We start from the raw sequence: 17,320 nt of genomic DNA on the forward strand, positions 1-17,320 counted from the left end.
TGGTGCGACAGCACCAGCGGCAATCGGTGACGAGGGACGATGCCCGCCGACGGCTCCGCTGGAACGGTTGTAACCAGAAGGCCCCTGGCCGGCGCGAATCCCGCCGAGTCGGGGAATCAAAGTCTGGTGAGGAGCCGAAGTCGATGCAGCAGAACACAACCGACGGTGCGAACGTCGGTCTTCACACGAGGTGGAGTCGGCGACTTCTCGGCCTCGTGGCGATCCTGGCCCTGGTGAACTTCGTGGTGGATTCGGCGATCGGCGCACCGCTGATCGTCCTGCCCGAGATGCTCGACCATTTCGGCACCGACCAGGCGGCGTGGCTCAATGCCACCGCGATGCTGGCGGGCGTGATGTGGGCCCCATTGCTCGGTAAGAGCGCGGACATATACGGAAAACGCCGAGTCCTCGTGCTGACTCTGCTCATCAGTTGTGTCGGTGCGCTGATCTGCGCGGTTGCCCCGACGATGTGGATATTCGTGATCGGTCGCATGCTGCAGGGAGCCGCGTTGGCCGCCATGTTCCTTTCGGTCGCGATCGTGCGAACCGTCTGCACGCCACGCCTGGCCATGATCATCGTCGGCATCGTGACCACCGGCACTGCGATCCTCAATGTCGCCTCCCGTTTTCTCGTCGAGAAGCTGGCGACGGAGTTCGGCTTTCAGATTCTGTTTCTCATCTCGGCCGCTGTCGCGGTGGCGATGGCTGTCTGCGTGCGTTTCCTGGTTCCCGAATCGCTCGTGAAGACCCCGGGCCGGCTCGACATCTCGGGTGCGTTGCTGCTCGGCGGCGGTCTGCTCGGAGTGCTCGGTTACATCAGCATGGGTCCCGATCTCGGGTGGTCCGCTGTCGGACCGCTTGCCCTACTCCTCGGCGGGGTCGTGGCGTTGGTCAGATGGTTCACAGTCTCCAGTCGAAAGGCTGATCCGCTGATCGACATCGCAAACCTCGGCAAGCCACTGCTTCTCACACTTCTGGTGGTCTTCCTCGGTGCGGGTTCCTACCAGAGCATGCTTCAACTCATCCCGCTCATCAGTGATATCTCGGCGGACCAGAACTTGGGCTACGGACTCGGTGGACGCGGGTCGGTGGCGTTGCTTCTCGCGGCACCCGCTGTCGGCGTCATGCTCGGCGGGCCGGTGGCCGGCTGGTTGGGTACGCGAATCGGGCCTGCCCGAACTCTGGCCGGGGCGGTCATGCTCGGAACCGTTGCCACCATCGGAATGTTCCTCGGTGCGTCCCAGTTGGTGGCGGCGCTGTGCTTCGCATTCCTGCTCGGGGTCACGGTCGCGGCGTTGGGTGCGTCGGGCTTCAACATGGCGGGCGACTTGGCATCGGCGCAACGGCAGGGCGTCGTGTCCAGCCTGGTCATGGTGATGGTCTCGACCGGGGCCGTGGTGTTCGACTTCGTCGGCGCGGCCGTTCTCGCATCGACCACTGTCGTCGCGGACGGTGAGACGGTGAACTCGGCGACCGGCGTATTCAGCTATATCGCGATTGCCACCGCGGCCTTCGCGATCGCCGCCGTCGTGGTCGTCCTTCTTGTTCGAACCACGCGCCCGCAGCGTCGGATGCCCGCGCCGAAACCCGAGCGCCAGGCTGTCGAAACGCACGCGTGAGCCTTCCATCGGAAACAGAGGAGTCGACATGAAATCCAGAGGAACTGTGCTGATTTCCGGCGCGAGTATCGCGGGTCCCGCGTTGGCGTTCTGGTTGCACAAGTATGGATTCGAGGTGACGGTGGTCGAGAAGTCCGCCGGTGTGCGCGGCGGCGGTTACCCGATCGACCTGCGTGGCACCGCCGTCGAGGTCGCGCACCGGATGGGCATTCTGCCGCAGCTCCAGCGAGCCCATATCGACACACAGCGGGTCACTTTCCTCGAAGCCGACGGCAGTCGGGCCGCTGTCGTTCATCCGCAGGCGGTGGTCGGGGGAGTCGACGGACATGACCTCGAAGTCCCCAGGGAGACGCTGACGAACGTCCTGTACACGGCAGTCCGTGACGACGTGGAGTTCGTCTTCGACGATTCCGTCGACGCGCTCGCCGAACACGAGCACGCTGTGGACGTCACTTTCCACAGCGGCGCCCAACGCGGTTTCGGTCTTGTCGTCGGCGCCGACGGATTGCACTCACGCACCAGGACTCTCGCCTTCGGCCCCGAACAGAACTACCTGCGCTACCTCGGCTACTGCTTCTCGATCTGCACCATGCCCAACACATTCGGGCTCTCACACGAAGCGCTCATCTGGAACACCCCCGGACGAGCCGCCGCTCTCTACGCCGTGGGAAACAGCAACGACGTACACGCCCTCCTGACCTTCGCCCACCCCGAACCATCCCACGAAACCCTCCGCGACAGCGAGACTCGACGTGCACTGATATCCACACTCTTCGGCGACGACGGATGGAAGGTGCCGGAAATCGTCGAGGCCATGTGCGATTCCCCAGATCCCTTCTTCGACACGGTAAGTCAGGTCCACATGCCGCAATGGTCCACCGGGCGCGTGGCACTCGTCGGCGATGCCGCCTACGCACCGTCGTTCCTGACCGGGCAGGGGTCGAGCCTCGCGCTCGTCGGCGCCTACATGCTCGCCGAATCCCTGGCCGCGCACGACGACCACACCACGGCCTTCACCGCCTACGAACGTGCCAGCCGCCCATTCATCGAACTCAACCAATCGCAGATCTCCACCGGCGAAGCGGCACTCTTTCCCACCACGGACGAAGCGCTGCAAGCCCGCAACCATCGACTCCGCGACCTCACCATGACACCCCCGACTACCGGTCGACCGGCCCACACAGCCCTCACACTGCCTGAGCCCGGATGGATTGCCTCGTGATGCCTGCGGCATGCTCGGCACTACGAGTGTGCTCTGAGAACTAATCGGACCGCCCGCTCGTTGGTGAATTCGCTGGTGTGTTCCAGCGGGCCGCGGTGCGGCCGTGGTCAACTGGAGGTCACTGTGCACACAAGGTCGATCGCACCTACGGATCACGAATCCGGGCGAGCGGGCCGCATCTTGCGGTTGCCGATCGTGTGGATGTCGGTCGGGACAGTCGGTGTCGGTGGGGTGTCTGCGCTGTCCTCGGGTGGGTCGCCGGTGCCTGCGGTCGTTGGCGCGGTTGCCGCGGTTGCCGTCTACTGGGCGGTCATGCGCTACGTCGCGCGGCGAAGCACGCCGGAGATAGCGAGGGCACGGGCCGGGATCCGGGTGTTGCTCGGCATCGGGCTCGGCTTCACGTTCATCGCCGTGTCGATGCTCATGGTGATCACCGAGTTCTCGTTCACTCGGGTGTCCGGTAGCGCCGTCGCGACGGTCGTGAGCATCGTTGCCGTGCAACTCGGTGCGGCGGTGACCGAAGAACTACTCTTCCGCGGCTTGTTGTTGCAAGGACTGGAACGGCTGTGTGGCAGTTGGGCGGCGCTGGCGATCACCGCCGCGCTGTTCGGTGCCATCCATATGGCCAACCCCGGCGCCACGCTGTGGACCGGGTTCGCGATCGCCGTCGAGGCCGGCGTGCTGTTGGGCGCCGCTTTCCTGTGGCTGCGCAGTATCTGGGTGGCGGTTGGCCTGCACTTCGCCTGGAACACCACCGTCGGGCTGCTCGGCATCCCGGTATCGGGGCATGCGTCCCCGGGTTTGCTGATTGCCGAACCGACCGGCCCGGAGTTGCTGACCGGCGGCCAGTTCGGCATCGAGGGGTCGATCATTCCCGTCGTCGTGAGCCTGCTACTCGCCGTGCCCATGCTCATCGCTGCTCACAAGCGCGGCAACCTCGTGCGCCTGCAGCGGCGCTGAGCCCGTAACAGCGCCGGCCCACCGACACCCCCGTCCGGCACGAGACACCGTCGTGCGGGCACTGTCCATCGTCATGCTCCAGAGACGTCTGTGATCGGGGCGGGTGCCGGCGACGCGGAGGTGAAGGGGAAGCGCGTGCCGGTGAGGTGTTCGGAGACACGCCAGAGCCGCGCGGCGGAGTCCGGATCCTTGGCCACGGGGGATATTTCGCCCACTGTTGCCGGACCGCGAACACCGCCGAAGCGGCTCGGGCCGACGAAACTGCCGCCTGGGACGTTGCCGACGGCAGCCAGCAGGGTGGGCAGCGCACCGGCATCGGGGCCTTGGGCGAGCAAGGGCGTGAACACTGCAGACAGGGCGTCCAGGAGCTTGCTGCCGCTGGTGATCCGGAAGCCGGTGGAAGCCCAGCCGGGGTGCGCGGTGGTCGCGACGACCGGCGATCCGGCCGCACTCAGGCGGCGTTGTAGTTCGGCGGTGAACAGCAGGACCGACAACTTCGACGCACCGTAGGCGCCGAACGGCTTGTAGGGGCGTTGTGCCCACTGCAAGTCGTCGAAATCGAGCTGTGCGGAGCGGTAGGCGGTCGACGAGGTGGACACGATGCGGTCGGTGATCCGGTCGAGCAACAGGTTCGTCAACGCGAAGGGCGCCAGGTGGTTGACCCCGAACTGGAGTTCGAAACCGTCGGCGGTGTGCTGTAGCGAGGCGGTCATCGTCCCGGCGTTGTTGATGAGCACGTCCACTGTGCTGTCGATGCCGTCCGCGAACTGCCGGACCGATGTCAGCGAGCTGAAGTCGAGCGGACGAACTTCGACCGTGCCACTCATCTCGGCGGCGACGGCACGGCCCTTTTCCTGGTCGCGGACAGCGAGTATGAGCCGTGCGCCCTTGGCGGCCAGGACAGCCGCCGCGGCACGGCCGATCCCGCTGGTGGCGCCGGTGACTACGACAGTGCGGCCGGTCTGATCCGGAATCTGGGAAGGAGAGGAAAGTGTGATCATGAAGCGAATGTATCCACTGGAAACAATCTAGTCAACGGAAACATCCTTGATAGGCTGCCCGAATGACGCCCGACCGCCCCTACCACCACGGCAACCTGCGCCAGGCCGTACTGGAACAAGCCACGCCGGTGGTGCGTGACCGGGGAGCCTCGGAGCTGTCGCTGCGCGAGCTCGCCGCCGCCGTCGGCGTTTCGCACGCCGCTGTGCGCCGGCACTTCCCCGACCGCCGGCAGCTTCACGACGCACTGGCCGTCGAAGGGTTCGCACTGCTCGGCACACGACTGCGGGACGCGGTCGATGCCGCGCCCGACTACCGCGCGCAGATCCACTCGCTCGCCCGGGCCTACCTCGACTTCGTGACGTCCGAGGCGAACCTGGCCGAGCTGATGTTCGCCCACAAACACGGCGAAGGTGGCGAGGCCGTAAGTGCGGCTGCGGAGGCGGCCTTCGCGCCGATGTTGCTGGTTTTCGAACGCGGCCTGGCCGACGAACTGGAGGACACGAGCCCGCAGCGGACCGCACTGATCTTCTTCGCCACCCTGCAAGGGCTGGCAGGGCTGGTCAACTGCGGCATGATCACGGCCGACCAGCTCGGCGGGTTGATCGAAGAGGCTGTCGCACAATTCCCGCAGGGGCGCGTCGGACGATAACGCGCGCAATGCCTTTGCGCCGCCGGAGTCGTCGAAGATTCCGCTCAGCGGTCGGTGGTATTGCCGGGGTCGGGTCGCGCTGGAAACGTCGCGGCGACCGCGATGTCGAACGATGATCTCGCGGCCGAACCGAAGGAGCCGCGGTGACCACGCTGCCACCCGAGAAGGCGAATCCGTCTGCGCCACAGGCGTTCGCCCCGACCGACGCGAGGGCTCGCCGCCGTACGGCGTTGTCGAGCCTGCTCGGTACGACGATCGAGTACTACGACTTCTTGCTGTACGGGACGATGGCTGCGGTGGTGTTCGGGCCGCTGTTCTTTCCTGGCTCGAATCCGGCGTTGAGCACGATCGCCTCGTTCGGCACCCTCGCCGCCGGGTATGTCGCACGTCCGCTCGGTGGCGTGATCTTCGGCCATTTCGGTGACCGTGTGGGCCGCAAGTCGATGTTGCTGATCACCATGCTGATGATGGGTATCGCCAGCGCGGCGATCGGCCTGCTGCCGACCTATCACACCATCGGCGTCGCGGCGCCGATCCTGCTGGTGCTGCTGCGCGTGGTGCAAGGGGTGGCTGTCGGCGGGGAATGGGGTGGCGCCGCGCTGATGGTCGTCGAGCATGCCGACGCGGGCAATCGCGGTCGCTGGACCGGAATCATGCAGCTGGGAACACCTCTCGGTTTCCTCCTGTCCACCGGGGCGGTGGCCGCGGTGACCCAGCTTCCCGAACCACAGTTCTCGACCTGGGGGTGGCGGGTGCCGTTCCTGCTGAGCGCGGCCCTGCTGGTGCTCGGGATGTATGTGCGGCTGCGGGTCGCCGAGAGTCCGGTTTTCGCCGCCGCCGCGCCACTGCGGGACTCGATTCCCGCGGCGCAGGTGCTGCGCCGCCCACGCCTGCTCGTCCCCGCCGTGTTCGCCGGTCTCGCGCCGTTCGCGCTGACCGCCCTGACGAGTTCGCACATCATCGCCTACGCGACCGGCATCGGTTACGCGGTCGGCGAGGTGATGCGATCGCTGCTGCTGGTGGTTGTCGTCTCGATCGTCGCCATTCCCGCGAGTGCGGCCCTGTCGGATCGGTTGGGCAGGCGGCGGACGATGATGACGGGCGCGATCGGCGCCATCATCTACGCCTTCCCCCTGTACAGCCTGATCAACAGTGATTCGTGGTGGATCATGACGGGCGCACTGATGTTCGCGCAGCTGTTGCAGAACCTGATGTACGCGCCGCTGACCCCGATGCTGTCGGAAATGTTCCCCACCGGTGTGCGATACACCGGTGTGTCCATCGCCTATCAGACCGCGGCGCTGGTCGGCGCGGGCTTCACCCCGCTGATCGCGAGCAGCCTGCTGGTCGCCTTCGACGGGTCGAGCGTCGCGCTGAGCGGGATCATCGTGGTCACCGCCGCCCTCAGTCTGGCCGCCCTGGTCGCTACGGTGGAGGTCACGGGCCGGGATCTGCGTGTCGACGCCGATGACCGCCCACAGTCGTAGGCCAGGAGGTCATCGCCATGCGGGGAATCAACCACATCGTCTTGTTCGTCGCGCAGCTGGAACGCAGCATCGCCTTCTACGAAGACGTCCTCGGCTTCGAGCCACTCGCCGAGGGATTTCCGGGCGGCGCCTTCCTGCGTCACCCCGGCTCGGCCAACGATCACGACCTCGGGCTGTTCCAGGCCAGGCGGCCCGCGGCGGGACCGCCGGGATCGGTCGGGCTCTACCACGTCGCCTGGGAGGTCGACACGTTGCGCGAGCTCGCCGATATCCGCGGTCGCCTGCTCGCTGCGGACGCACTGACCGGTGCGAGCGACCACGGGTCGACCAAAGCGCTCTACGCGCGCGACCCCGACGGCATCGAGTTCGAGGTGTGCTGGCTGGTGCCCGACGAACACGTCGAGGACGCTCTCGCCCCCGGAACCTCGCTGACCGCACCCTTGGACCTCGACGCCCAAATCGCGCGGTACAGCGCCGACACACCGGGCGGTCGCCGCACCGACCCGCAGGTATGGGCCCGCATCGCGGCACGGCGATGAATACCTCTGGTGAATGCGCCCCGGCGCTCGGAGCGATCAGGTCGCGGCGGTTCGTCGAATAGCTTGCAGCCGTTGCCTGATCGGCGGATGCGTGTCGAGCCATCGGGCGCGGGCCGCGAGCAGTGCGGAGGTGTGAGCTGTCTCGTGCGGAAGCCACCTGCGTAGCGCGCCGTGGAGATCGCGGCCGTATCCGAGGTGAACAGCCATTCGGTCCGCGGCGAACTCTCCGCGCCGTGCGCGCGCCGCTACGGTCAGGGGTTCCAGGACGAGTAGTGCGATCAAGACCGCGACAGCGGGCTCACCGATTCGTGGTGTCAGGAAGAACGCCACGGCCACCAGGAGTGCCGCCGCGATCGCCGCTCGCGCGAGACATCGGAGAGTGCCGGGACCACGTGCCAGGCGGACCGGGACCTTGCCGATACCCCGGACCATGCGGGCCGGGACCGAGAACCAGGCGTCGAGTAATCGCACACGCGGATCGAGCATGAGGTGGTGGCCGAGTTCGTGGGCGAGCACCGCGGCCAGCTGCCGTGGGCGCAGCGATTCGATCGCCCAGCTCGTCACCGCGACCATACGGGCGGGCGCCGCGAACGCGTTGAGCGCGGCCGACTGCTGCACCCACAGCGAGTAGGGCCAACCATCCACCCCCGCCGTCCGGGTGACGTCGGCCCAGGCGGTCGCGAGCAGATCGGGTTCCGCTCCGACGGGCTTGCGGAATCCGTAGGCCGCCGCCGCTTTGCCCCGATTCGGATGGAACCACAAGGCACTGGCCAGGCCGCACCCGATCCCGGCCCACAACACGAGCACGATGATCGCCGCCCAAAGGTCGAAGCCGACGATCACGACGTAGACCAGGGCAACGTTGAGCCCCACGCTCGGCAGCGTCAGCGCAAGCCCACCGGCCGTTTCCCGAATCCTCCCCACCCGCCGAAGTTTACGGCTACCCACCGACATCATTGCTGGTGAGGCGAACCACCATCGCTTGCCGGCCGATAGCCGGCGTGCCATGGTGGAAGTGAGCCCGGCGATCGGGCTTCCGGACGAGGGGTGCCGTACCCGGAGTGCGACAAGACGGCCCGAGGAGGGCTGCGATGTCGTGGATTCTGCTTGTCGTGTCGGGATTCCTGGAAGCTGTGTGGGCGACCGCACTGGGCAAATCCGAAGGCTTCACCCGGCTCGTGCCGTCGCTACTGTTCTTCACCGCCCTGCTGGCGAGTATGGCCGGATTGGCGATCGCGATGCGCGAACTTCCGGTAGGTACGGCGTACGCGGTCTGGGTAGGTATCGGCGCGGTCCTCACCGTCGCCTTCGCCATGGCCACCGGTGAAGAGCCGGTGACGATATTCAAGCTCGTGTTTCTCACGATGATCGTGACGGGTGTCGTCGGGCTCGAACTCGCCCACTGAATCAGACCGCGTCGTCCGGGGCTTTCGTTCTTTCTTCGGAGGCAGCGCCCGGCTCGGGCTTGACGAAGTTCCTCGCGTCGTCGATCGTGAAAGCTGAAGGCTGTTCGGCCGCAACATGGTTGAGCATTGTCTTCCGAGTTGCCCGGTATCGGGAGGATGCCGGGGCTCGTTCGGGAGAGGGGATCGCCGTGGCTGCGGATCGATCAGGGGCGGCCGACCGGAGTGCTTCGCGGTGAAATGGCCCTGGTCGTCGGGTGACAAGGAGCGCGGCAACGCGGACAAGCACGCGCCGGCCGGCCCCGCACAACCGGCCGGCCCCGCACAACCGCCCGTCGGCGAGCCACTGAGCATCGCCGATCAGGCGCGAGCCCGGCTGACGATGATCGAAACATTCCTCGGTCACCCCGGCACGCCCATCACTCCGGAGCTGCGGCAGCGACTGCATGACGACCTCGTCGAAGCCGCCTCGACCTTGCCCGATGCGACGATCCGCCTGCTGCCTACCGTCGAGAAGCGTTGCGGGCTCACCGACAACACGGTGCAACTGATATTCCGTGCCTGGCTACGTCGACCTGATGCCGATGTCTTCGCCGAAACCTGGTCCGTTGCCGCCGGATTGATGAAGGCAGTCACCGGAGTGTCGCAGCCGTCGTCGCTGTGCGTGTGGTTCGGAAACGCTGTGCGAGCCGAAGATCCCGACGTGTCACCGGAGTTTCGTGCCCTTGCCACCGCGCACCTGACCGAACTGGTCGACGCGCAGTTCGAAAAGTACGCATTCAGCGGTGGTTCCAGCGTGGAGTGGCAGGTGATGTACGCGCTCGGCCCGGGCACGCGCGCGGAGTGGTATCGCCGATTCGGTGATCGCGCCACCGCGCGTGGCGACAAGGCAGGTGCCCGACGACGCTACGCGCTCGCGGAACGGTTCGGTGGCGACAGCGCTGCGCAGCCGTCGCGGTCGCAGACCCGTCCGGGGCACTCGACACCGACCCGGCGGGTGGATCACCAGCCGCCGCAGGCAACACCGGCGCGGCTCGGATTCGAGATGGGTTCCGCTCCGGTGACGGTCTCGCCGCCGCGCAAGGAACCGCCGACTTCCGCGCGACCGCCCGCCCCTGAGCCCGCGGCTTCGCCGACACCCTCGCGCCAGACCCCTGTCGACGTGAGCAGGAAACTCCTGCTGGCGGCGTCGGATGTCATGCACGGCCGTTCGGGCGCACCACGATTGGCTGACAGCCCGCCGCAGTCGGTCGAGCAGCCGCTGCGGATGGCGGTTCGGTTCGTCACCGCGTTGTCCCGGCTGCGCGAGGGCGACCAGGCCGCCGCCGAGGCCGAATTGCGCGAAATCATCCGCGAACCCGCCGAATTACCGACCGACGAGGACATGCACGCGAACGCCCATCTCGTACTCGGGCTCCGCTTGCAGGATTCGCGGCTGTTGGCGGCGGGGGTACGACAGCTTCGCGATCGGCACGGCGACCGATGGGTGAGCGTGTCGATGGTCGATCAGGAGGCGATATCGACCGTGCGCGCCCGAGCCGCCGCGAGGGAGGCCGCGGAGACGATCGCGCCCGAAGCCGCCGACCTCGATCCTGTCCAGCTCCGGCACGCCTGCGTGAATCTCGCCGAAGCCGCACGGGCGGCACTGATTTCGCGAGCGGAGGAAGTAGACGCTTCGCTCGAGCGGGTCCGCCGGGTCATCGGGGTCGCCCGCGGTGGGCAGGCCGCGGAGTTGGCGCGCGTCGCCGACCGGATCGGCGACATCGCGGCAGGCAGCGACCCGTCCGCACCGCCGCCGTCGGTCCGGCTGGCGCTGACCGCCTTACGGGGGGACGGCGGGATCCTGCCGTGGACGCAGCCTGCCATGCGACTGTGGGAGAAATACGATCCCGGCGATCTGGTATCGGTCCATCATCGCGCGATCGCCGAGCACGCCAAGGCCTACTCCCTCGAACTCGAGGGCGATCACACCGCCTTCCTCCATTGGGACGCCGCGCTGCGGCACTGGGCGACGCTGTACGACAGCGCCGAGTTCTGGGAATCGATGCGCCGACATCTCGGCGAGGTGATGTCGGATGTGACACCGCAGGAACTGGAGCGGGCAATCGATCGAGTCCGCGCGGACCTGCCCGAACAGCTGCTCGAACCGCATGCCACGCGGATCCGAACGCTGTGGCAGCGGCAGCCTGCGCGGGCGCGAGCGCATATGCAGACGATCCGCACGGCGCCGTTCCCGGAGACGGTCAAGTCGGCCACGCGATCGAGAGTGGGCTACGAGGCCGAGGTGGCGGTGCGGCGCCTGGCCAAGGCGGGAAGTGAAGGGCAAGCCCTGGATCTGGTCGCCGCGTGGTTGCGCGTCGATCCGGACAGCGTCCAATTGGCCGAAGCCGCCCTCGATATCGGTATCGACCATATTCAAGCCAGACAGAACATGTCGTCGCAGCTGTACCCGGCTCGGTTGTTGCTGGAGCGGATCACGGAGATGACCGCCCCGATCAACGACACGCTCGGACTCACCCGTTCCCGGACCACCCCCACCACCCAGCAGTGGTCGGGGACGGTATCGGCGGCGGACCGCTCGGCCTACGCGGCGAAGCTGGCTCGACACGAATTCTGGTTCGGCACTTGCCTGATGTTCATCGCCTTCGACCAGCGCCACCAGATGTCGGCGCTTCGGCTGTGCGGTGAAGCGGCCGGGCACTTCCGGTGGGCTATCGGCCTCGGGCTGCCCGACCTACCGCCCTACGACTCGGTGCGTGAACTGCTGGCGACCGCGTCGATCGGGGAGCGTTGACGATGGAACTCACCGGAGAGCGACGGCAATGACGAATCCATGGCAATGGACCGGGTCGAACCCCTACTACTCCACGGCTTTTCAGATCCTGGATCTCGACCCCACAGCGGGCCCGTCGGCGGCCCGTGCCCGTATCGCGGCGCGGCGCAAGCGGATCGCCTTCGACGCGGGCAGGTTTCCCCTGTTCGGCACGGTGCTCACCGTGGCGCAGGTCAATGCCGCCGATGAGCAACTGGGGTTGCCGGAAACCCGGCTGGCGGCGGAATTGCTCACCCACCGGCCCGTGCCCGCCGAATCCGAGGTGGCCGAGCTCGCCGAACTACAGCAGCTCGCGGACGAACTGGACGCAGCGGTCGCCCGTGAGGCCGAGGCCGCAGCCGAGGCGGTACCCGGCGCCGTGCCGGGGCTGAACTACCAGGTCCTGCCCAAGCTGCTGCCACCCGCTCTCGGCCCCGAACTGCACGCACTGCGCTGAAACAGGAGAACACCGAATGACGCTGGTCGCCGGAATCGACCTCGGCACGACGAACTGCTGCGTGGCCATTCCGGCCGATGCCGACATCCCGAACAAACAAGCGCTGATCGACCGCCGCCGGTTGCGGCAGTTCGGGTCAGCGCTGATCGTCGCCAATCCCGACCTGTCGCTGACCACACCGTCGGCGATCTGGATCTCACCGGACGGCACCGTGCTGGTCGGTGCGCTCGCGAAACGCAAAGCGCGCCATCCCGGTTCACCGCCCGCGATGTTCTTCAAGCGCAATATGGGCACCGATCAGCCGGTCACCGCGGGGCATGCGACCATCACACCGCTGCAGGCCTCGGTGCACCTGCTGCGTCATCTCAAAACAATGGCGCAGGACGTGCTCGGTGTGCCGATCGACCGTGCCGTGATCACGGTGCCCGCATACTTCGAGACCAGCGCGAAAACACAGACCGGACTGGCGGGTGCCGAGGCCGGGCTGGAGGTGGTCGAGACGCTGATGGAACCGGTCGCGGCAGCGTTGGCGCACATGCACGAGTACCGCATGAAGGACTCCGAGGGACGCCGGTTTCTCATCTACGACCTCGGCGGTGGCACCTTCGACACCTCGGTGGTGAGCTGGGACCCGGACGGCGGATTCAGCAGTCGTTCCTTCGACGGCAACCGTTACCTCGGTGGGTACGATTTCGATCAGGCCATCGTCGACTGGATGATCGCCCAACTGCCCGGCTACGACCTCGGTTTCCGGCCAGACCAACCACGCGACGCCGAATTGCTCGCGCGATTGCTGAGTCTGGCCGAGGCGGCGAAGCACGAACTGAGCCGCGAGACGGAGACCGAAATCATCAGCCAGGACCTGGAAGATCGGTCCGGAAATCCGATGACCATCAACCTGCCCATCAGCAGGCCAGAATTCGATCGGATGATCGAAGATCATCTCCGCGCGACCCTCGACCATTGCGCCGAAGCATTGGCCAAGGCCCGGTTGAGTGACGCCGCGCTCGACGAAATCGTGCTCGTCGGCGGCTCGTCGAGAATCCCGCTGGTCGCGACGTTGCTGGAACAACGCTTCGGTATCCCACCGCGCCTGTTCCATCCGGAACTGGTCGTCGCGGTCGGCGCGGCTCTCAAGGCGGCGAGCCGCGCTACCCGTAGCTCGGTTCTAGAATTGGAACCGCTGGTGCCGCAAGGCGATTCGGTGGATATCGCCGGCCGGGTGCGGTGTCCCGACGAGCTGGGTCAACCGGTGCTCGTGCTGGTGGAGACTGCCGACGGCGCACCGCTCGAACAGCGGGTCAACGGTGACGGTGCTTTCCTGTTCATCGACGTTCCGCTGGTCGCCGAGGGCGAAAGCTCCTTCACCGTGCGAGTGCTTGCCGCCGGGCAACAAGTCGACACTGGACACCTCACCGTGACAGCACACGACGAGACGCCGGCACTCGACCTGGCGGGAGATGTGCTCGCACACGACTTCTCAGTGGAGCTGGTGGACGGTCGGCTGGCGCGAATCGTGAAGGCGGGCACCAAGATCCCACACCGCGTCAGCCAGCATCTGGAGACCGCGCGAGCGGGAACCGCTTTGCGGGTACGGCTCTACGAGGGCCGCATACCGATCGGTTCGGTGCAGATCCACGACCTGCCCGAGGATGTAGCTCCGGGAACCGCTGTCGAACTGTCCCTGGAATTCGCGGTCGGGTGGACCATTCACGCGTCGGTGCGGCTGCCGCAGCTGGACCGGGCGGCCACCGCCGTCATCGACATCCCGGTCCGTCAGGTCGCGTCGTGGACAGAGATCCGGTCGAGGACCGCACGGGCGCACGCCGCGTGGCGCCAGGTGCGTCCCGAGGTGCATCAGGCCGAGTCGGCGAAGGCGGGACCGGATCTCGAACAGCGGTTGGTCGCTGTGGAAGGGCTGATCGTCGGCGCGAAGGACCAGGCGAAAGCGCACCACATGCTGCTCGAAGCCGAGACGATCTTGCAGACCTTGCAGGAGAGCGAGGGCCCCGAGGCGTATCTGGAGCCGCCGCTGGCCGATTTCGAGGACAGAATGGGCACGCTCACCAATCTGGTGGTCTGGCTCGAACGTGACCTTCCCGGCGAGGCGCAGCCGTTCCGGTACCGTCAGGACGGGGTGGCGGCCGAGGCACGGGCCGCCTACGAGGCCGGTGATTTCACCGCGTGGCGCAGGGCGAACGAGAAGCTCGACGATCTGGTCCGCGAGGTCGTGCGGACCCCGCTGATCCGGGAAATTTTGGCCGTCGGTGCGTCGCCGACGGAATACCGCGCCTGGCTGACGGGTGAGATCGAGACAGCCGATCAACTGATCCGCCGCAAGTACGACACCCTGCTGAACGATCCACGTCTGGCGTCGGCGGAGAAGTCGAAGCTGCCCACGGAGCGCGACCTCTTCCTCGGTGAGCTGCAGCTGATCGCCGCGACCGTGCGGGATGTCGACCTGTCCCGCCCCGCCGCCCGCGAGCATCTGCACACCATCTACACCGGCCGCCTGCAGCCGCTGCACGCGCGCGTCGAGCGGTGGGGCCGGGAAACCGGGATTCGCTGGAACCCTGGTGTGGCGTGAGCAGCCCCGTAGTGTTGGTGATCGGGCTCCTCTGCCTGGCGCTGGTGGTGTGGCTGGCCTGGCTGATTGTCCGCAGCAGCCGAGAGCGGCGCCGTCAGCGCGTGGTCGATCAGCTGCTGTCGGTGGCGGCATCGGGGGATACCGCGCGGCTGCGCGAAATAGTCGAAACCGGTGCTTCCATCAATACGGTTGCAGCGCAGGGAAACAGCGCGCGGCATCTGGCGTACTACACCGGCCAGCAGGAAGCGATCGAGAATCTGCGGGCCTACGGCGCCGACGCGAATCTGCGCAATAACGAGGGACTCACTCCTGCCGAGATGAGCTCACTGGCTCAGGTAGAGAACCTGCTGCGCGAAGGCGTCTGGTATCTCAACCGCGACGGCAGCTGGCGCGATAGTGAGCGGGGGTTTCGGGTGTACACCCGGCTCGGCCAGTTTCCGGAACGGATCTACAACCCGGCAGTCGTGCGTCAGGTATTGCGGTGCGAACAGCGCAGGGAACTGCTGATCCTGGCTATCAAGCTCGGCCGGACGGGCTCCGAGGCGAAGCTGGCCCAAGCGCTGCAAGCCTTCGGCGACAAGCACATGGCCGAGGACTATCTCAACTGCGGTTCGCGATTCCTGCACGACGCAGCCGAGCAGTGGGCCAGGGCGAACAACTACCGCATCTTCAGTCGGTCGGGTTGGGCCAACGTCGGCTGGGGCCGGTTTTGAATGGACACGTCAGCTAGCGGAAGTACGGATAGTTCTGCACCCAGTGGAACCCGCGACTGCGCAAGGTGAAGCTGTCGAGGTCCAGGCGTTCCAAGGTGACGACGAGCGGGCGATCGTGCAGTTCCCCGCGCAATATCAGCAGGTCGGGGGTGGGTCTCTGGGTGGACACAGTCGCGAATGGTCCTGTCGGTCGGGCGAGTTCGAGCTGGCCGCCGGGGGAGAGCTCGGCCTCCACCGGAACGAATTCAGCATCCATCCGCTGAATGGTTGCCGACCCGGGACGTTCGAAAATCAGTCGTTGCCAACGGGTTCCGTCGGTGGTGAGCGGCAGCGCGACCTGGCCGTCGACGGTGAATTCCCGCACGTCCCAGATCCCGTACAGCTCGGACTTGGGGCTACCCGCCCCGTGCTGTTCCTGCCACACCACCCACCGGTCGTACCCGCCGGCCAGCGCGACCCAGAGCCCCAGGCCCGCAACCACCCACTTCGCGATGCGGTTCTTCCGTTCTTCGGCGAAGAGCGACGGTAGCGACAGCGGCGCGCAACCACCCTGCATTACGAAGACATCGAACAGCCGCCGCAGATAGGGTGCGAGCAGCACCACGCTGATCAACAGCAAATGCGCGGCGAGCAACTTCTCCGGGATGTCGAACGTCATGTTCAGCAGCAGGATTTGAGCCGTGCTGAGCAAGCACAACAGGGCACCGAGCACCATCGTTCGGGAGAAGAACAGCAGCAGACCCGCCACCACTTCCACAGCACCGAGCGACATCTCGTATGCGGGGGAACTGCCCACCTGCAACCACAGCACCGAGGCCGGACTGAGATCGCCGTACGGCTGCAGCAGCTGCGCCAACGACGGCCCGGGCATCTGGGTCGGGATCAGCTTCGCGAACCCGAACCCCACCATCTGCGCACCGAGGCACAACCTCAGGAACAGGGAAAACCAGGCGGTGAGCCGGGGGTAGGCCATGCGGCGATCGAATGCCGTCCACACTGCGGCGACAACCACCGCGAGGACCAGAAGACACAGCACCAGCACCCACACCGCCGCCTGATCACCGGCACCGGAATCCTTGTGCTGCACTGCATCGACGCCGAAGAACGTCCGGCCCACCCACCCGGTGACGGGGTCGGTCAACGACATATCCCACGGGCTCACATAACGGCGCACCCATCGCCCGAGTAGGCCGAGCAACGCGAACGGGATATAGGTGTTCAGTAAGCAGAACAGAACGAAATAGACCACGCAGAACCGAAACGCCACGAGCGTGGCGGCGCGGGTCACCGCTGCATCCTCGCGTCCTCGGTGGGATCGGCAAACCGTGCCGGGCACCCGTTTTCCGCGGCGTCGAGGCGCAGTTCGTAGTGCCAGGGCTCGTTGTCGTAGATCTGGCACAGCCCATAGGCGGCGCCGTGGGCGGACAACCACGCCGTCGCCGCACTGTGTCCGATGTCGACCGCGTCACCCGACACGTGCGCGGAGGTTTCCGCGGTAGCCACCCATCGGGCGGCCTCGGCCTCGGACCCGTACTTGCCGACCGCCTCGTGCAGCAGCCGCGTCTGGTGTTGCGCGGACCGCCAGCCGCTGGTGACCACGAATTCCACCCCCTCGCTCCCCGCGTCGACGGCGGCGCGACGGAGCGCATCGAGCAATTCGGGGTCGAGATTGGCCACCGAGGGGGACTGGTCGTCGAAGACCCCGGCGCCGGGCGAACCAGGGTCGCCACGTGGAATATCGATCGACAACGCGACGGCGGAGAACCGCTCCGGCGATTGGTGGACAAAGAACGCCACCGCGCCTGCCGCGACAAGAGCGGCGACAGCAGTCGCTAGAATTCCCCGCATATTTCTCTGATTCATGCAGTCA

At 66.6% G+C, this 17,320-nt stretch carries 15 protein-coding genes and 1 riboswitch; of the genes, 11 read left to right on the forward strand and 4 right to left on the reverse strand.

The genetic code is table 11. The annotated features are described in order from the left end of the window. Window positions 1-143 precede the first annotated feature (143 nt). From LDL21_RS07525 to LDL21_RS07535, 3 genes are all read left to right on the forward strand, one after another. Window positions 144-1,619 (forward strand): MFS transporter, encoded by a 1,476-nt coding sequence (locus tag LDL21_RS07525; RefSeq protein ID WP_225279378.1) that lies wholly within the window; start codon window positions 144-146, stop codon window positions 1,617-1,619. Between the two features lie 28 nt (window positions 1,620-1,647). Beyond that, window positions 1,648-2,841: an FAD-dependent monooxygenase gene (locus LDL21_RS07530; protein ID WP_225279379.1), complete on the forward strand. Its 1,194-nt coding sequence runs from the start codon at window positions 1,648-1,650 to the stop codon at window positions 2,839-2,841. A gap of 372 nt (window positions 2,842-3,213) precedes the next feature. Continuing rightward, on the forward strand, window positions 3,214-3,801 hold the full coding sequence (locus LDL21_RS07535) for a CPBP family intramembrane glutamic endopeptidase (protein ID WP_225279380.1): 588 nt from the start codon (window positions 3,214-3,216) through the stop codon (window positions 3,799-3,801). Window positions 3,802-3,872: 71 nt separating this feature from the next. Here the strand turns inward: LDL21_RS07535 and LDL21_RS07540 are convergent, their stop codons facing one another. Beyond that, window positions 3,873-4,799 (reverse strand): oxidoreductase, encoded by a 927-nt coding sequence (locus tag LDL21_RS07540; RefSeq protein WP_372462169.1) that lies wholly within the window; start codon window positions 4,797-4,799, stop codon window positions 3,873-3,875. A gap of 65 nt (window positions 4,800-4,864) precedes the next feature. Here LDL21_RS07540 and LDL21_RS07545 point away from each other — a divergent pair, with 65 nt between their 5' ends. The 3 genes from LDL21_RS07545 to LDL21_RS07555 all read left to right on the forward strand — a co-directional run bounded on the left by LDL21_RS07545 (window position 4,865) and on the right by LDL21_RS07555 (window position 7,478). Beyond that, window positions 4,865-5,452 (forward strand): TetR/AcrR family transcriptional regulator, encoded by a 588-nt coding sequence (locus LDL21_RS07545; protein ID WP_225279382.1) that lies wholly within the window; start codon window positions 4,865-4,867, stop codon window positions 5,450-5,452. A 143-nt stretch (window positions 5,453-5,595) separates the two neighbouring features. After that, window positions 5,596-6,939 carry an MFS transporter gene (locus tag LDL21_RS07550; protein ID WP_372462153.1) on the forward strand — a complete coding sequence of 448 codons (1,344 nt, stop codon included), beginning with the start codon at window positions 5,596-5,598 and terminating at the stop codon, window positions 6,937-6,939. A 17-nt stretch (window positions 6,940-6,956) separates the two neighbouring features. Next, window positions 6,957-7,478, forward strand: coding sequence for a VOC family protein (locus LDL21_RS07555; RefSeq protein WP_225279383.1), 522 nt, complete (start codon window positions 6,957-6,959; stop codon window positions 7,476-7,478). Between the two features lie 36 nt (window positions 7,479-7,514). Here LDL21_RS07555 and LDL21_RS07560 read toward each other — a convergent pair whose 3' ends face one another. Next, the gene (locus tag LDL21_RS07560) at window positions 7,515-8,402 is read right to left on the reverse strand and encodes a M48 family metalloprotease (protein ID WP_225279384.1); all 888 of its coding nucleotides are present in this window, start codon (window positions 8,400-8,402) and stop codon (window positions 7,515-7,517) included. Window positions 8,403-8,492: 90 nt separating this feature from the next. Beyond that, a riboswitch (guanidine-III (ykkC-III) riboswitch) is annotated at window positions 8,493-8,559 on the forward strand. Window positions 8,560-8,569: 10 nt separating this feature from the next. On the opposite strand from LDL21_RS07560, the gene LDL21_RS07565 reads away from it, so the two are divergent. From LDL21_RS07565 to LDL21_RS07585, 5 genes are all read left to right on the forward strand, one after another. Beyond that, on the forward strand, window positions 8,570-8,884 hold the full coding sequence (locus tag LDL21_RS07565) for a DMT family transporter (protein ID WP_225279385.1): 315 nt from the start codon (window positions 8,570-8,572) through the stop codon (window positions 8,882-8,884). 232 nt (window positions 8,885-9,116) lie between these two features. Beyond that, window positions 9,117-11,675 carry a hypothetical protein gene (locus LDL21_RS07570; protein WP_225279386.1) on the forward strand — a complete coding sequence of 853 codons (2,559 nt, stop codon included), beginning with the start codon at window positions 9,117-9,119 and terminating at the stop codon, window positions 11,673-11,675. Between the two features lie 28 nt (window positions 11,676-11,703). Further along, entirely contained in the window at window positions 11,704-12,150 is a 447-nt protein-coding gene (locus tag LDL21_RS07575) for a hypothetical protein (RefSeq protein WP_181698297.1), read from the forward strand. Between the two features lie 16 nt (window positions 12,151-12,166). After that, window positions 12,167-14,737 (forward strand): Hsp70 family protein, encoded by a 2,571-nt coding sequence (locus LDL21_RS07580; RefSeq protein WP_225279387.1) that lies wholly within the window; start codon window positions 12,167-12,169, stop codon window positions 14,735-14,737. Then, window positions 14,734-15,450, forward strand: a complete 717-nt coding sequence (locus tag LDL21_RS07585; protein WP_225279388.1) for an ankyrin repeat domain-containing protein — start codon at window positions 14,734-14,736, stop codon at window positions 15,448-15,450. Before LDL21_RS07580 ends, LDL21_RS07585 begins: the two co-directional genes overlap by 4 nt. A 13-nt stretch (window positions 15,451-15,463) precedes the next feature. On the opposite strand, the gene LDL21_RS07590 is transcribed toward LDL21_RS07585, so the two are convergent. Both LDL21_RS07590 and LDL21_RS07595 read right to left on the reverse strand, forming a co-directional pair. Then, entirely contained in the window at window positions 15,464-16,738 is a 1,275-nt protein-coding gene (locus tag LDL21_RS07590) for a DoxX family protein (protein WP_225279389.1), read from the reverse strand. Then, entirely contained in the window at window positions 16,735-17,298 is a 564-nt protein-coding gene (locus LDL21_RS07595) for a M15 family metallopeptidase (RefSeq protein WP_225279390.1), read from the reverse strand. The genes LDL21_RS07590 and LDL21_RS07595 overlap by 4 nt, the downstream gene beginning before the upstream one ends. Window positions 17,299-17,320: the final 22 nt, after the last annotated feature.

This window comes from Nocardia rosealba (assembly GCF_020216065.1).
Lineage (GTDB): Bacteria > Actinomycetota > Actinomycetes > Mycobacteriales > Mycobacteriaceae > Nocardia > Nocardia rosealba.

Coding starts and splice junctions, on each gene's coding strand:
- LDL21_RS07525 (WP_225279378.1), top strand. CDS start 144: ATGCAGCAGAACACAACCGACGGTGCGAACGTCGGTCTTCACACGAGG.
- LDL21_RS07530 (WP_225279379.1), top strand. CDS start 1,648: ATGAAATCCAGAGGAACTGTGCTGATTTCCGGCGCGAGTATCGCGGGT.
- LDL21_RS07545 (WP_225279382.1), top strand. CDS start 4,865: ATGACGCCCGACCGCCCCTACCACCACGGCAACCTGCGCCAGGCCGTA.
- LDL21_RS07555 (WP_225279383.1), top strand. CDS start 6,957: ATGCGGGGAATCAACCACATCGTCTTGTTCGTCGCGCAGCTGGAACGC.
- LDL21_RS07565 (WP_225279385.1), top strand. CDS start 8,570: ATGTCGTGGATTCTGCTTGTCGTGTCGGGATTCCTGGAAGCTGTGTGG.
- LDL21_RS07575 (WP_181698297.1), top strand. CDS start 11,704: ATGACGAATCCATGGCAATGGACCGGGTCGAACCCCTACTACTCCACG.
- LDL21_RS07580 (WP_225279387.1), top strand. CDS start 12,167: ATGACGCTGGTCGCCGGAATCGACCTCGGCACGACGAACTGCTGCGTG.
- LDL21_RS07595 (WP_225279390.1), bottom strand. CDS start 17,298: ATGCGGGGAATTCTAGCGACTGCTGTCGCCGCTCTTGTCGCGGCAGGC.